Here is a 14,809-nt window from a genome sequence, read left to right on the forward strand (position 1 = left end):
GTAAGGCGAAGCGCGCCGGACGAATTACAGCAGGCCGAAGCCGGCAAGCGCGGACTTCACTTGTTGCAGCGTGGGCGGTTGCCCGGCCGTGCCGAGATTGACGACGTTCGGCGACCAGTAGCCGCCGGTACGCCACGCGGTGGCGAAATTGTACAACTCGACCGTGGGCCGCTTCAGCGCAGCCGCAATGTGAACTAGACCTGTGTCAACGCCGACTGTCGCAGCCGCGCCTTCGATCAATCCGACGACCGCGGGCAACGACAATTTCGGCGGCACGATGGCCGCCGCGCCGAATTCCTTCGCGAGACGCTCGCTCGTCGCGCGTTCGGCCTCGCTGCCCCACGGCAGGACGATCGACGCGCCGCGCCGCACGAGCGCCTGGCCCAATTCGATCCACGCGGTATCGGGCCATTGCTTGTCGGCGCGCGAGGTCGCGTGCACGAACACCACGTAAGGCACCGGAAGATTCAGATTGGCCGCCGACAACGCCAGCGCAGCGCGACCCGTGTCGATGCCGAAGTCGATCTCGTCGGTCGGTTGCGGCTCGGGCTCGTTCAGCGCCGCGGCCACCAGTTGCCGCGTGCGTTCGACGACATGCGTGCGCGGCGCGATCGGCACGCGCTTGTCGTAGAAGAAACGCACCGGCCATTCGTAGCCGGCGCCATCCGTGCGATTGCCGAGCCCGACGAGCGGTCCGCGCGCCATGCTCGCGACCCATGCGGTCTTGATGAGCCCCTGGCAGTCGATCACGAGATCGTAGTGCTCGGCGGCGAGCGCGCGGCGAAACGCGCCGATCTCGCGCCAGTTGTCGAGCGAAAGAATGCGCTTGCGCCAGCGCCGCAGCGACACAGGAATCGCACGCCGCACGCCGCTAACGAGTTCGACCAGCCCCACGAAGCTTTCCTCGACGAGCCAGTCGATCTGCGCGTCGGGATGGCGGCGCCGGATGTCGGCGATCACCGGCATGTTATGGACGACGTCGCCCAGCGACGACACCCTCACGATCAATATCTTTTGCACGCTCAAGAGAGGAAAACCGGCCAGGCGGTCCTAAGATGCATTGAAAGAGGCGCGGCGAAAAACCTGCCGCTTCGCTTCACGCGATATACCTCCAGCGAGCGGCGACACGACCTTGATGCGCTTATGCGCTGATGTCGCGTCGCCAGGACGGCAATTCTAGCGCGACATAGCTGATCGGCATGAAAAAACGCGGCGCGGTAAGTGAGACCCGCGCCGCGTTATAACGCAAACTGCGAAAGACCACTGCGGCTCATTGCAAACCGCAGCGCCTTCGCTGCCGCCGTTCAAGCTTTTAGAACGGCAGCTTTGCGTCCGCCTTCTCCGCCATTATCACGCGGCGGAAATCTTCCTGGATGCGCTTGAGCGCCGCGTCGTTATCCGCTTCGAAACGCATGACCACGACCGGCGTGGTGTTCGACGAACGCGCAAGGCCGAAGCCGTCCGGATATTCGACGCGCAGGCCGTCGATCGTCACCACGTCGTCCGCGCCGGTGAATTGCGCGTTCTTCTGCAGGCGCGCGATCAGTTCGAAGTTCTCGCCTTCCTCAAGCTTGAGTTGCAGTTCCGGCGTGGAATGCGAGTTCGGCAGCGAGTTCAGCAGCTTGCTCGGGTCCTGCACACGCGTGAGGATTTCGAGCAGACGTGCGCCCGTGTACAGGCCGTCGTCGAAACCGTACCAGCGGTCTTTGAAGAACACGTGGCCGCTCATTTCGCCCGCGAGCGGTGCGCCCGTTTCGCGCAGCTTGGCTTTCACGAGCGAGTGACCCGTCTTCCACATGAGCGGCTCGCCGCCCTTGTCTTTCACCCACTTCGCGAGATTGCGCGTGCACTTCACGTCGTAAATGATCTGCGCGCCCTTGTTGCGCGACAGGACTTCTTCGGCGAACAGCATCAGTTGGCGGTCCGGATAAATGATCTGGCCGTCTTTGGTGACGACGCCCAGGCGGTCGCCGTCGCCGTCGAACGCGAAGCCGATTTCCGCGTCGGTTTCCTTCAGCGCGCGAATCACGTCTTGAAGATTTTCCGGATGAGCCGGGTCCGGGTGATGGTTCGGGAAGTTGCCGTCGATCTCGGTGAAGAGTTCAACGAGTTCGCAACCGAGCTTCTTGAAAAGCTTCGGCGCGAGACCGCCCGCGACGCCGTTGCCGGTATCGACCACGATCTTGATCGGACGCGCGAGCTTGACGTCGCTCGCAATGCGTTCGAGATACGCGTCGGCGATGTCGTAGTCGGTGTAGGTGCCGCTGCCTTCGGAAAAGTTTTCGTCGACGATGCGCTGATGCAGCGCGAGAATCTGCTCGCCATAAATCGCCGAGCCGCGCAGCACCATCTTGAAGCCGTTGTAATCCGGCGGATTATGACTACCCGTCACGACGATGCACGAATCGACACGGCGTTCGCCGCCTTCGAGTTGCAACGGCACGCTTGCCGCGAAGTAGCCGACCGGCGTGGGCACCATGCCGACATTGACCACGTCGACGCCGGCCGCACGCAGGCCGTCCGACAATGCCTGGATCAATTCCGGACCCGACAGGCGACCGTCGCGCGCGACGACTACAGCGTCGCCGCCCTGCGCACGCACTTCGCTGCCGAATGCGCGGCCGATCGAACGCGCCGTGTCGGCGTCGAGCGTCTTGCCGATCACACCGCGAATGTCATACGCCTTGAAAATAGATTTGGAGATCATGTTGGCTCACTTGCGTGCAATGGAAAATTTTGACCGGCGCGGTCATGCGGATCGGTAAATCATGGTGATCGGACATGGTGCCGCGCCCTTGCCGGAAGCGATCCGGTTCCAACTTATAATTGCGCTTTTCGGACCAGCCTGGTAACGCCATTCTAATGCTTAGACGCCCTCCATTTGTAAAGTTGCCGGGATGGCCTGTCAGGTGCGCGCACTCGCGCACGATGCATTGGCGGGCGCCTGCCGGATGCTGACGCTCAAACGCTTCGCCAATCCGGACGTCACGCGCGCGTTCACGAATATCGTCTGGCTCGGGCTCGAACGGCTCACGCAAATCGGCGTGGCGATTGCGATCAGCGGCATCCTCGCGCGTTACTTCGGACCCGATACGTTCGGCAAATGGCAATACGCGAACACGCTGCTGCTGGTGCTCTCGCCAATCACATGGGTATGCGGCGCGGAGATTCTGGTGCCCACCATCGTCGCGCGGCCGCCCGCGCAACTCGGCACGGTGCTCGGCAGCGCCTTCACGCTGCGCTTTGCCGTTTCGGTCGCGGCGTTGCTGCTCACGTGGCTCGCCATTGCACTCGGCCTCTTCGATCCGCTCGTCGGCGCCATGCTCGCGGGCCTTGCCGTCACGATGCTGTTTCGCGAACCGTTCGTCGGCGTGATCAATGCGTGGCTGCAAAGCATGACGTACAGCAAGCCGCAGTTGCTCACGAGCATGAGCACCGCGGTCATCAAGGCGGGCTTCGTCTATCTGCTCGTGCGCGCGGCTGCCGAGCCCTCGCGCTTCGGCTGGCTGTGGGCGCTCGAATCGGCGGCCATCGGCGGCGTGCTGGTCGTCTATTACATTCGACGTCATGGCGGCAAGCTGGGCTGGCACTTCGACCGCTCGCTGTTCAGGCATTTTGCGAGCGCGGGCACCGTGTTCTGGCTCGGCCTGATCTGTATGTACCTGTTCCTGAAACTGGACCGGCTCATGCTCGAACGCGCCGTTTCATTCGCCGATCTTGGGCGTTATTCGGCCGCGCAGCAACTGAACGAAAACTGGATCACGCTTGCGTTAATGCTCGCACAGACTATCGCCCCCGCATTCGTCTACCGTGTGCAGCAGGCCGCGCAATTGCGCCGGAACATCTGGCGCCTCACCGCGATGACCGCCGCGTTGATGATCGGCGGCGCGCTCGTGCTCGACCTGCTCGCGGGCTTTATCATTCGCCGCGTGTTCGGGCCGGGCTTCGAAGGCGCCATCGAGATTTTCCGCTGGGCCGTGTGGCTTTCCGTGCCCGCGGGCATCGAGGCGATCGGCAATCTCGTCGTGCTGAAGTATCAGGCGAAGTTCGTGTTGCTGTTCAAATGGCTGCTCGCGCTTGCCGTGGCGTTCGTCGTCAATCTGCTGGCGATTCCACGGCTCGGCGCCTATGGCGCGTTGGCCGGACTCGCGTGCGGCTATCTGGCGGCGGCGGCAGTTAATCTTTATTACATTCGTTTCAAATTGCGCCCATGACGCTTCCCGCCACCGACACGCCGCCGCACTGCCTCGACGACGTCGCGGTGCTGATGCCCGCCTATAACGGCCAGGCCGACGTCGATCTGACGCTCGCGTCGTTCGATGAACGTCCGCTGGTGCACGTTCTGATCGTCGATGACGGCAGCACGCCGCCCATCGTCGCGCCCGAGCTTGCCAACATGCACATTGAAGTGCTGCGCATGCCGGTGAACGGCGGCATCGAGCGCGCACTGGAAGCCGGCATCGACGCGCTCGCGCAGCGCGGCTATCGTTACGCGGCGCGCATCGACGCGGGCGACCGCAGCGTGCCGCAGCGTCTTGCGAAGCAGCGCGCGTTCATGGAAGCGCATCCGCACGTCGCCGGCCTCGGCATGTGGACGCAGGTCGTCACGCGCGCGGGCGAGCCGCTCTTCATGCTGACGCCGCCGAGCGACCCGGCGGACATCCGCCGCCTGCGCTTTTTCCGCTCATGCCTCGCGCATCCTTCGATGATGCTGCGAATCGACGCGGTGCGCGCCGTCGGCAACTATCGCGCGATGTATCGCTCGGCCGAGGATCTCGATCTGTTCGTACGCCTGATGGAGCGCTACGACTGCGCGAATCTGCCGGAGCTGGGCCTGTACTACGAGCTGAACGAAGGCGGCATCAGCGCGACCAGGCGGCGCCGCCAGGTGCTGTCGACGCTGCGGCTGCAACTGCGCTACTTCAACGTCGCGAATCCGTACGACTGGTTGGGCCTCGGCAAAAATCTGCTGCATCTCGTGACGCCTTACCGCGCGTTGCAGCGGGTCAAACGCGGCCTTCTGGCTGCGCGCGCGAGCCATTGAGCCGCGGCCTCGCGCGGTTTTGCGCAGTTTGGTTATCGTCGTCCGCCTGTTCTCACAGCTTGTCTTTTCACTCACCGCCGAGTTCGTTCCCGCATGAAGCCAGCCCTGAAGTCGACGCCCGCGTTGCGCATTACACTCGTGTGTAACACCGCCTGGGCAATCTATACGTATCGGCAAGGCCTGATCCGCATGCTGGTGGGACGCGGCGTCGACGTGACGGTGCTCGCGCCGCGCGACCGCACCTTCGAACTGCTCACCGCAATGGGTTGCCGCTGCATCGAATTGCCGGTCGCGTCGAAAGGCACCAATCCGCGCGACGATCTGCGCACGCTGTGGTCGCTCTACCGCCGTTACTGCGCAATTCGCCCGCACGTCGTGTTTCACTACACGATCAAGCCGAATATTTACGGCTCGATTGCGGCGAAGCTCGCGGGCGTGCAATCGGTTGCGGTCACAACGGGTCTCGGCTATGTGTTCATCCAGCGGAGCCGCGCCGCGCAGGTCGCCAAAAAACTGTATCGTTTTGCGTTCCGTTTTCCGCGCGAAATATGGTTTTTGAATCGCGACGATCAGACAGCGTTTGTCGAACAGAATTTGTTGGTGCATCCTGAACGCGCGCGGCTTCTGCATGGCGAAGGCGTCGACCTCGAACAATTCGGCTTCACGCCCTTGCCCGAGCGCGCGGAATTCAGGTTCGTGCTGATCGGCCGTTTGTTGTGGGACAAGGGCGTGGGCGAATACGTCGAAGCGGCGCGGCGTGTGCGCGAACGCTATCCGCATGCGCGCTTCCAGTTGCTCGGGCCGGTCGGCGTCGACAATCCGAGTGCGATCACGCGCGACGAAGTCGCGGCGTGGGAACGCGAAGGCATCGTCGAGTATCGCGGCGAGGCGCACGACGTGCGGCCCTTTATCGCCGATGCGGATTGCGTCGTTTTGCCTTCGTATCGCGAAGGCGTGCCGCGCACGCTGATGGAAGCGTCGGCGATGGGACGGCCGATTGTCGCGACCGACGTGCCCGGCTGCCGCGAAGTGGTCGCGCACGGCGTCAACGGATTGCTTTGCGAAGCGCGCAACGCGGACAGCCTCGCGGACGCGCTCGCGCAGATGCTCGACATGAGCGGCGCAGAGCGCCGCGCGATGGCGGAACGCGGCCGGCAGAAAGTCGCGCAGGAATTCGACGAACGCGTCGTCGTCGAAACGTATAAAGACCTGGTGCAAAAAATGACGGGCGTTTTACTTTAACGGAGCAACAGCATGACCACGAAGGGCACGATTCTGGTAACAGGCGGCGCGGGCTTCATCGGCTCGCATACCTGCGTCGAACTGCTGAACGGTGGCTACGACGTCGTGGTAATCGACAATCTCGTGAACAGCAAGCGCGAATCGCTGCGGCGTGTCGAACAGATCACCGGCCGCACGGTCGCGTTTCATGAAGCCGACGCACGCGACGAAGCCGCACTCAACCGGATTTTCGACGCGCATCCGATCACCGGCGCGATTCACTTTGCGGCGCTGAAAGCGGTGGGCGAATCGGTCGCGAAGCCTGTCGAGTACTACAGCAACAACGTCGGCAGCCTGCTCGCGCTGCTCGGCGTGATGCGCGATCGCAACGTGAAGCAGTTCGTGTTCAGTTCGTCGGCCACGGTGTACGGCGTGCCGAAAAGCTCGCCCATCGACGAATCGTTTCCGCTGTCGGCCACCAATCCGTATGGCCAGTCGAAGCTGATCGCCGAACAGGTGCTCCGCGATCTGCAGGTCGCGGACCCGTCGTGGCGCGTCGCCACGCTGCGCTATTTCAATCCGGTCGGCGCGCACGAGAGCGGCCTGATCGGCGAAGATCCCGCAGGCATTCCGAATAACCCTGATGCCTTATGTCGCGCAGGTCGCGGTCGGCAAGCTCGGCAAGCTGCGCGTGTTCGGCGGCGATTATGAAACGCCGGACGGCACGGGCGTGCGCGATTACATTCACGTGGTCGATCTGGCGCGCGGGCACCTGGCCGCGCTGGATGCACTCGTGAAGCGCGACGCGAGCTTCGTGGTCAATCTCGGGACTGGCCAGGGCTATAGCGTGATCGACGTCGTGAAGGCATTCGAAAAGGCGTCGGGCCGGCCCGTGCCGTATGAAATCGTCGCGCGCCGTCCGGGCGACGTGGCGTCGTGCTTTGCCGATCCGCGCGCGGCGCTGGAGGTGCTCGGCTGGCGTGCGGAGTTCGGTATCGAAAGAATGTGTGCGGACCATTGGCGGTGGCAGTCCGCGAATCCGAACGGCTTTAATTGATGCTTGAATTGCTTCGCTTACCGAGGTAATTGCGCGCGCCGGCTCGACCGGCGCGCTTCTTTTAGCGCCTGTTTTAGCGCGGCTCTTACCGCGGCTCTTTCACGAGCCCCATCAATCGCGCCATCACCGGCCACTTCACCAGCGCATGCGCATATGCATGCTCGGCCTGCTCGTCGACGTATTTCGACGGATCGATCTCGGGCAGCGATCGCGCGAGGCCGGCAATGTCGTTGACCGACCACCTGCGCTGCTTCGGCTCCTGCTTCGGCTCTTGCGCCGATTGCAATTCAGGCTTGTTCACTTCTCGTCCACCCACACGCCGTCCGGCGTTTTCACCACGTAACCGGTTGCCGTCTTCATCGTGACGGTGCCTTCGTTTTCGCCGACCATCTCCGTTTTCGGCAGATCGGCTGCGTACTGCGACAGCGTCACGCCCGGCTTGAACGGACTGTTCGACACCAGATTCGACAGCAGTTGCGACACCGCCAGAAAGCTCGTGGGCTGGTCGATGACCGTGGTCGGCCCGTGGCTGCCAGGAAGATTGACGAGCCGCACGCCGACCGGTCCGTGCACGATCCGCGGCGTCGGAATCTCGCGCAGGCCCGCCACCTGGTTGGCGTCGCCGCGCAGCGCAGCGCCATGCTCAGGCACGAACACGATCACCGCACGCCGGCCCGACGCGGCGATCAGATCGGCGAGCCGGTCGAAGTCGTTCATCAGCTTGTTGACTCGCGCCGGATACGACTCGATGCTGGTCTGTCTCACGCCCGGCAACTGGTTGCCGTCGTGCAGGCTGATCGTGTTGTAGTACAGCGCGACCGGCCCTGCCGTCTGCTGCCGTTGCGCGAACCACTTCGCGAGCACGCCGTAGTCGTCGTGAATCGCGGAGCCGTCGAACGCATGCATCGCAACCGGCACGTCGGCGCTCGAGATCATCGGCACATTCGGCACGCCGACGTTGTCCTTGATGATCTGCAGGAAGTTGTCGAAGTGTCCGTCGTGATTCAGGATGGTCTGCGGCGCGAAGCCGGCCTGCGCCAGTTGCGAGAACAGATAGCACTGCTGCGCCGCGGGCTTGTACAGGTCGGCATGCGCCTCCTGCCCGCAGCTTGCGCGCAACACGCGGATCGCCGCCGGGCCGCTATAACTTGCCGCGGTGCTGAAGTTCGTGAACAGATAGTCGAAGTGGCTCAACATCGGGTTGTTGCGCGCCTTCGATACATCGAGGTCATCCCATGAAAGCGAGCACACGTGCAGCACGATCACGTCGAACTGCTGGTTCGGATCGCTCGTGAGATGGGCCATGCTCACCTGACGTTGCGATTCGCCGGCACGGAACGCGGCCAGCGCCGCCGTATGGTCAAGCGGCGCGCCGGGCTGCGCGACGCCGCCATCCTTTGCACCCGTGCGCAGCGTGGCGGCCGCCTGAATCGTGGCGAGCGCATTGGTGCTCGCCTGCCAGACCGGCAATGCCACGAGCGCGATGATGACGAAGCTCGTCACGCGCAACCAGCGGTTCACCACCACATACGCGACTATCGCGCAGCAGGCGGCGAACAAAGCCGCGGGCGGAACGAAGCGTTGCGCGAGCTCCATCCAGTAACCGAAGCTGAACGACTCGAGATTGCCGAACTCCTCCACGAGCCGCGCGAACGGCGGAATCGCGGCTTCGTGATACATCAGTACGATGCCGACGGCCAGCGCGATCACCGCGCGCAACACGCGCAGCAGACGGTTGCGCAATGCGCCCGTCGCGGCGAGCGCCAGCGCGAAAGCGATGTTCGCGAGCCACAGCGGATGCAGATGGCCTGTGCTGAACAGATACAGCTTCAGCAGGAAATACAGGTTCCAGACACTCATTCGATCCAACCTCAGATTCCGGCGCCTCGCGCCGGCGGTTCAATAGCTCAATGCTTCAATAGCGGCTTTCGTCCAGCGCAAACACCGCGCGCAGTTTCTGCGACAGGCCTTGCAGCAGGCGCGAATAACCTTCGGCGCCCATCAGCACCACTTCGGCGAGCCCGCGCAACGGCGCATCTTCCTCGGTGCGCGCTTCGTCGGCGGCGGCGATCCATGCGTCCGCGCGGCCGAACGTGCATTGCACGAGCTGGCGTTCCTGCTCGAGCGTCAACTCGTCGAACTGCACGCCGAGATGCTGGCCGGCCGCCCGCACCACGTGGACCGGAAAGGCAAACTGCCGGTCGCCGCGGCTCACGCACACCTGCAGCCAGTCGCCTTCAGCGAGCGGCAGGCCGGGCGCGACGTGAAGCCCGAGGCCGCCCGTCGAGTAGTCGCTCGTCATGCACGCGACCGTGGTGCCGTCGCTGAGCAAGAGCGTGGCCGGCATGCTCATCGGCACGCGGTGGCTGCCGCGAATCTGCTTCGCCTCACGCGCGACGCTCACGGCCGCGCCGAGCATCACGAGGTTGTAGGCGGTCCAGAACACGTTCATGAGTACAGTGGCGAACTCCTCGCCGACACCGAACACGATGCGGTACACGCCCGCGAGCATCGCCACCACGTTCAGCACCAGCAGCACGATGTAGGGCTTCGACACGGACCAGTCGAGATAGCCCTCGTCCATGCGGCCGCCCTTGTCCGTCACGTTGAACTTGCCGTGCTTCGGGCTGAAGAACGCGAGCGTGGTCGGCACCGCGATGTACCACGCGAGCACCGATTCGTAGACTTCCGCCCAGAACGAGCGTCGATAGCGGCCTTGCAGCCGCGAGTTCGCGATGCTCGACAACATGATGTACGGCAACACGAATCCGGCGATCGTCGTCGCCGATGCGTTGATCACGTACATGCCGAAGAACAGGAACGCCATCGGCATCGTCAGGAAGATGAGACGCGGCACGCCATAGAAGAAGTGCAGCATCGCGTTGCCGTAGCAGATGCGCTGGAACAGGTTCAGGCCGCGCCCGAAAAACGGATTGTCGATGCGGAAAATCTGCGCCATGCCGCGAGCCCAACGGGTGCGCTGCTTGATATGGCCGGCGAGGCTTTCGGTGGCGAGACCCGCGGCCTGCACGTATGGCAGATACGCTGTCGTATAGCCGCGCCGATGCAGCTTGAGCGCCGTATGCGCATCTTCGGTGACGGTCTCGACGGCGACGCCACCCACTTCTTCCAGCGGCGCACGCTTGATGACGGCGCACGAGCCGCAGAAGAACGTCGCGTTCCACAGATCGTTGCCCGACTGCACGAGCCCGTAAAACAGCTCGCCTTCGTTCGGCACGCGGCGGAACGTATTGAGGTTGCGTTCGAACGGATCGGGCGAAAAGAAGTGATGCGGCGTTTGCACCATCGCGCACAGCGGATCGCGCAGGAAGGTGCCCATCGTCGTTTGCAGAAACGACCGGCTCGGCACGTGGTCGCAATCGAAAATGGCGATGTAGTCGCCGCTCGTCTTCGCAAGCGCACGGTTGATATTGCCCGCCTTCGCATGCAGATTGTCGGTGCGCGTCAGATAGCGAATGCCCGCCTCGCGCGCGAATGCTTCGAACTCGGGACGCTTGCCGTCGTCGAGCAGATAGATGTGCAGGCGGTCTTCGGGCCAGTCGATACCCTGCGCCGCGAGAATGGTCGGCTTCACGACCGCGAGCGGCTCGTTATAAGTCGGAATGTAGACGTCGACGCTGGGCCAGCGCGAACGGTCGTCGGGCAGCGGCGACACTTTCCGTTCGAGCGGCCAGGCCGTCTGCACGAAACCGAGCAGCAGCACGAGCCACGTGTACGCCTCGGCACCGAACAACGCGTAACCGACGATCGCTTCGCTCGGGCCGTGAAAGTCGAGCGTCTGCGTCGCGCGCCACCAGACGTAGCGCAGCATCGCGAGCAACGACAACGACGCGAGCAGCAGCACCGGAAGACGGCCCGGCAGACGGCGGATCAGCAAAGCGAGCGCGATGGTCAGGCCGAAAAACACGTACTGGTTCACGCCGGCCAGCGGCGATGTGCCGACCAGCGCCCACAGCACGGCGCCGAGCGCCGCCAGCATCAACATCAGCCAGCGGATGCGGCCCGCGCGCGTCGCGCCCGCTTCCAGCGAAGTGCCCCAGCGCTGCCACGGCAGTCTCGCCAGTTGGCGGTCGAGCGCGCCGACTGCGCCGCGCCATAAGCGGTAGATGGGCAGCACGCCATAGCGTCCGAGCCAGACCAGGCCGCGCCCGATCTTCGGGGCAATGGAGAGCCGCAGCGGCCGCGGCCGCACGAACACGCGCCACAGCCAGGCGCGCAACGGCGCGGGACGCACGACATCGAAGCGAGCCGCGAGGAACGCCACCGACACGCGCGCGAGCCACAACGGCAGATCGCGCCGGCCCTCGGCGGGCGGCCGGAAAAAGAGCCGCACCCACCATTCGAGCCGGCCGCCGCCGCTCACGCCGAGACGGCGCGCGAGCCAGTCGCCCGCACGCAAGCGCAACGGCCGCGCCGCAGGACGGGCGTCGCCGAAGGACCGGTTTGGCTGTGGCGTCGTCATGTCAACGAGGCTCCGAAGCCCGCGATGGCTCGGCGAGCGGCGCGAGCCATTCGTCGACCGCGCTTGCGAGTCCTTGCAGGTCGTGCGAGGTCTGCGAATACGGCGCATCGTCGAAAAGCCATGAACCGCGCGCGAATGCTTCGGGCAGCGCGGCGTCGGCATGCAGACGGATGACCGGCGCGGCGCCGGGACCGAGCGCGGCGGACAGCATGGAGAGCGCGTCGCGCTGCATCTCGCGCGCCGGATTCAGGCGGTTCAGCACAAAGAGCGACTCGTTACGCGCCGCCCGCAATTGCGGCAGATGGCGTGCGAGCGTCGCGAGCGGACCGGGCTCGGGCGGTGTCACGCAGACGATCAGATCGGCGCAGTAGAGCGCCTGCGCCGCCTGCACCGACGGATAACGCGGCGTGTCGATCAGCACGACGCCTTGCGCGGGCAGGTCGATGCCCGCGAGCGAGGTCGCGAGCCACGCGGGTTCGTCGGCGAGCAGTTGGCTGATCGACACGAGGCTGGAAAGCGGCACGTCGCCGTGCGGGACAAACAGCACGCCGTCGTCATTGCGCCATGTATGCGCGTGCCAGGGCGCGCCGCTCGCGATGGCCGCGCCGATTCCGTCGGCGGGCAACTCGTCGAGCCCGAGGTGCGGACCAAGCAGGTTTTGCGGATCGAAATCGACGGCGACGACGGGGCGGCCGCGGCGCGCGAGCAGCACCGCGAGCGCCGCGGTTAGCGTGGTTCGTCCGGCGCCGCCCGCCGTGGAAAGAATCGCGATGGTTTTCATGAGGCGGACGACGCTCCAGACGCGCGTTCTTCTTCAGCGGCCGGCGCGGCGACGGCTTGCGGCACGAGACGGCCCTTCAGCACGAGCGCGGCGGCATCGAACGGAACTTCATGCCGCGGATCGAAGCGGCGCGTGGCGCGCATGCCGGAACGTCGGCGAAAGTGCTGCCAGACGATCCACAGCGGAATCCCGCCGATCATGCCGATGCCGAAGCAGGTGAGGAAAAACAATGTCATAAGGCCTCCTGCTTGCGCAGTGGCATGGCGGCCGGCTCGGCGCGGCGGCGACGTGGGAGTTGCGCGGCGGCGTGTTCCGTGGCGGCGTCGGGTTGCGGCGCGTGGTTGGCTTCGTCGGAAGGCAGGCTGTGTGAGTTGACGGCGCTGGCGGACGGGGCTTGCGCGATGTGTTCAGTCACGCCCGGTGTCGTGGCTTCTGCCGCGGTTTCTTGCCGGCTTTCTGTCGGGGTTTCCACCGGGCGTTGCGATGCATCCTGCGCAACAGCAACAGCCACAGCACCAAACAGATCGCTAAAGTCGACATTCGGCACGCGGCGCTCCTCGATGCGCAGCCGCTCGATCTCCGGCAACAACTGCTCGCCGGCGATCAGTTGCCTGCTTTGCGCGAGCGACTCGACCGGCACCTGAAAAATGCGCGCCAGCGATCCCTGCGCATCAGCCAGCCGGCAAGCGAACAGGAACACATAGAGATACGCGCCGTCGGCGGTGAATACATCGCCATTGCGCACCGGCCGACACTGCCGCAGCGCGTCCGCATGCGCGACTTCCGGCTTCAGCAGCAGCTTGACCAGCACATGCGGCAGGTTCAACGACAAGCCACGCCCGAGCACATTGCTCACATGATCGGTGAAGCGCGCCACGGGCAAATAGCCGCAGACGGCATCGCTCAGCGCAGCGGCGAGCGCGGCGCGGTAATCGGCGGCGACCGGGCGCGCGTTGAGCTGCCCTCTTAACGACTGCATCAGCGACTGCATCCGCGAAAACGGCACGTCGCGTCCGATCACGAGGTTCGCGCCGAGATTCAGCACGAGCAACTCGAACTGATGACGCAGCACCTGGCCGCGTTCGACCAGCACGATCTTTAGCGCGCGCCCGCACGTCCGGCGCAGCGTGTGGATGGTCTCGCACAGCGTCTCGAGCTGATCGCCGCCGCTGTAGTCGAGCACGACGCTCGCCGCGCGCGCGCCAAGGCTCGCCTTGAGCGCCGCCTGCAAACCGTCGACGATCTCCCACTCGGCAGGCACCCACGGTTCATCGCCGACGGCTTTGCGCGTCGCGATCACGCGCATTTCGTCACGTGCGATGCGTGCGTCGGCACGGCGGCAGGCTTCGGTTTCCTCGGGCGCGACCATCAGGCGGCCGGCGTTCGTGAAGCGCAACGCACGCACTTCGCCCGCGGCGAGCGCCGCGCGGCTGCGCCAGAAATCGACATGCCACAACAGTTCGCCGTGAGTCGGCTGCAATCGCGCGACGCCCTGGCAACTGGTGTGGAACGCGTCGCGCTCGGGATCGCGCGCCTCCTGTTCGAGCTGCTCTTCGATCGCTTCGGAATCGAGCGGCAGATCGTTCGTGGACGCCGCCGCGCGCCCGGCCAGCAGCACGAGCGTGATGTTGCGCGTCTCGCACCAGTCGGCGAGCACGCGGCCTTCGTAGGCGAGATCGTCGGGACGGTCCCAACTAAACCAATGCTCCGCGCCTTCGACGAAGAAAACGCTGCCTCGCCTGAAGCCAAACGGCTTGAGCGCGCGCAACGCGCCGTAGAGACGCGCCAGCGGCCGTGCCGCGGCATCCGTCTGCGCGCTGCCCACAGCGGCGTCGCTCGCGGACTCGCGCGGTCTTAGCGTCACGACGTTCAGGCGCGCCGGCAGATCGCCGCCGCCTTTCGCGTGCAAGCGCGCGAGCGGCGCGCCGCGTGTGGCGGACAGCACAAGCGTGACGGAGCGCGCGGCGCAGTCGCGGGCGCTTTCGAACAGCAGCGCGTCGGCTGCCGGGGTGCCCGCGATGCCGTACACGAGGTACACGCTGCCGGGCGCCAGTGTCGCCCAGCTTTCGGGCAGGCCGTCGAGCGCGAGCCGGTCGGGCGCCTTGCTCGGCGCAACCAGGCGCCTGAAGCCGGCGCCGAGCGCGCGCAGCGTCGACACCGACGAAGCCGCGTTGCCCGGCCGTTGGCCGGAATGTCGTGGATCTGACGTTGCGGGTCGCATGC

11 protein-coding genes and 1 pseudogene are annotated in these 14,809 nt (G+C 65.0%); 4 read left to right on the forward strand and 8 right to left on the reverse strand.

The annotated features are described in order from the left end of the window. Nucleotides 1-24: 24 nt before the first annotated feature. Both waaC and BGRAMDRAFT_RS09990 read right to left on the reverse strand, forming a co-directional pair. A complete protein-coding gene (gene waaC, locus BGRAMDRAFT_RS09985; RefSeq protein ID WP_044020698.1) occupies nucleotides 25-1,026 on the reverse strand; it encodes a lipopolysaccharide heptosyltransferase I in 1,002 nt (333 codons plus the stop codon). A gap of 286 nt (nucleotides 1,027-1,312) precedes the next feature. Then, nucleotides 1,313-2,707, reverse strand: a complete 1,395-nt coding sequence (locus BGRAMDRAFT_RS09990) for a phosphomannomutase/phosphoglucomutase (RefSeq protein ID WP_006048597.1) — start codon at nucleotides 2,705-2,707, stop codon at nucleotides 1,313-1,315. Nucleotides 2,708-2,951: 244 nt separating this feature from the next. On the opposite strand from BGRAMDRAFT_RS09990, the gene BGRAMDRAFT_RS09995 reads away from it, so the two are divergent. From BGRAMDRAFT_RS09995 to galE, 4 genes and pseudogenes are all read left to right on the forward strand, one after another. After that, the gene (locus tag BGRAMDRAFT_RS09995; RefSeq protein ID WP_044020762.1) at nucleotides 2,952-4,214 is read left to right on the forward strand and encodes an oligosaccharide flippase family protein; all 1,263 of its coding nucleotides are present in this window, start codon (nucleotides 2,952-2,954) and stop codon (nucleotides 4,212-4,214) included. Continuing rightward, nucleotides 4,211-5,044, forward strand: a complete 834-nt coding sequence (locus BGRAMDRAFT_RS10000) for a glycosyltransferase (protein ID WP_006048600.1) — start codon at nucleotides 4,211-4,213, stop codon at nucleotides 5,042-5,044. Before BGRAMDRAFT_RS09995 ends, BGRAMDRAFT_RS10000 begins: the two co-directional genes overlap by 4 nt. Before the next feature lie 93 nt (nucleotides 5,045-5,137). Then, a complete protein-coding gene (locus BGRAMDRAFT_RS10005; RefSeq protein ID WP_006048601.1) occupies nucleotides 5,138-6,286 on the forward strand; it encodes a glycosyltransferase family 4 protein in 1,149 nt (382 codons plus the stop codon). A gap of 12 nt (nucleotides 6,287-6,298) precedes the next feature. Next, nucleotides 6,299-7,322: pseudogene (gene galE / locus BGRAMDRAFT_RS10010) on the forward strand (UDP-glucose 4-epimerase GalE). A gap of 85 nt (nucleotides 7,323-7,407) precedes the next feature. On the opposite strand, the gene BGRAMDRAFT_RS10015 reads toward galE, so the two are convergent. The 6 genes from BGRAMDRAFT_RS10015 to bcsE are packed head-to-tail and all read right to left on the reverse strand — an operon-like array spanning nucleotide 7,408 to nucleotide 14,807. Next, entirely contained in the window at nucleotides 7,408-7,623 is a 216-nt protein-coding gene (locus tag BGRAMDRAFT_RS10015) for a hypothetical protein (protein ID WP_006048604.1), read from the reverse strand. Continuing rightward, a complete protein-coding gene (gene bcsG / locus BGRAMDRAFT_RS10020; RefSeq protein WP_006048605.1) occupies nucleotides 7,620-9,182 on the reverse strand; it encodes a cellulose biosynthesis protein BcsG in 1,563 nt (520 codons plus the stop codon). Before bcsG ends, BGRAMDRAFT_RS10015 begins: the two co-directional genes overlap by 4 nt. Before the next feature lie 55 nt (nucleotides 9,183-9,237). Further along, nucleotides 9,238-11,805: a UDP-forming cellulose synthase catalytic subunit gene (bcsA, locus tag BGRAMDRAFT_RS10025; protein ID WP_006048606.1), complete on the reverse strand. Its 2,568-nt coding sequence runs from the start codon at nucleotides 11,803-11,805 to the stop codon at nucleotides 9,238-9,240. Between the two features lies 1 nt (nucleotide 11,806). Beyond that, the gene (gene bcsQ / locus BGRAMDRAFT_RS10030; protein WP_006048607.1) at nucleotides 11,807-12,586 is read right to left on the reverse strand and encodes a cellulose biosynthesis protein BcsQ; all 780 of its coding nucleotides are present in this window, start codon (nucleotides 12,584-12,586) and stop codon (nucleotides 11,807-11,809) included. Further along, entirely contained in the window at nucleotides 12,583-12,822 is a 240-nt protein-coding gene (locus BGRAMDRAFT_RS10035; RefSeq protein ID WP_006048608.1) for a hypothetical protein, read from the reverse strand. Before BGRAMDRAFT_RS10035 ends, bcsQ begins: the two co-directional genes overlap by 4 nt. Beyond that, nucleotides 12,819-14,807, reverse strand: coding sequence for a cellulose biosynthesis protein BcsE (gene bcsE / locus BGRAMDRAFT_RS10040; RefSeq protein ID WP_006048609.1), 1,989 nt, complete (start codon nucleotides 14,805-14,807; stop codon nucleotides 12,819-12,821). Before bcsE ends, BGRAMDRAFT_RS10035 begins: the two co-directional genes overlap by 4 nt. Nucleotides 14,808-14,809: the final 2 nt, after the last annotated feature.

It is taken from the genome of Paraburkholderia graminis C4D1M, from assembly GCF_000172415.1.
GTDB classification, from domain to species: Bacteria; Pseudomonadota; Gammaproteobacteria; order Burkholderiales; family Burkholderiaceae; genus Paraburkholderia; species Paraburkholderia graminis.

Bases quoted from the DNA above. Each gene is read 5' to 3' on its own strand.
- BGRAMDRAFT_RS10000 (WP_006048600.1), top strand. From the start codon at position 4,211: ATGACGCTTCCCGCCACCGACACGCCGCCGCACTGCCTCGACGACGTC.
- BGRAMDRAFT_RS09995 (WP_044020762.1), top strand. From the start codon at position 2,952: ATGCTGACGCTCAAACGCTTCGCCAATCCGGACGTCACGCGCGCGTTC.
- bcsA (WP_006048606.1), bottom strand. From the start codon at position 11,805: ATGACGACGCCACAGCCAAACCGGTCCTTCGGCGACGCCCGTCCTGCG.
- BGRAMDRAFT_RS10005 (WP_006048601.1), top strand. From the start codon at position 5,138: ATGAAGCCAGCCCTGAAGTCGACGCCCGCGTTGCGCATTACACTCGTG.
- bcsG (WP_006048605.1), bottom strand. From the start codon at position 9,182: ATGAGTGTCTGGAACCTGTATTTCCTGCTGAAGCTGTATCTGTTCAGC.
- bcsQ (WP_006048607.1), bottom strand. From the start codon at position 12,586: ATGAAAACCATCGCGATTCTTTCCACGGCGGGCGGCGCCGGACGAACC.
- BGRAMDRAFT_RS09990 (WP_006048597.1), bottom strand. From the start codon at position 2,707: ATGATCTCCAAATCTATTTTCAAGGCGTATGACATTCGCGGTGTGATC.
- bcsE (WP_006048609.1), bottom strand. From the start codon at position 14,807: ATGCGACCCGCAACGTCAGATCCACGACATTCCGGCCAACGGCCGGGC.
- BGRAMDRAFT_RS10035 (WP_006048608.1), bottom strand. From the start codon at position 12,822: ATGACATTGTTTTTCCTCACCTGCTTCGGCATCGGCATGATCGGCGGG.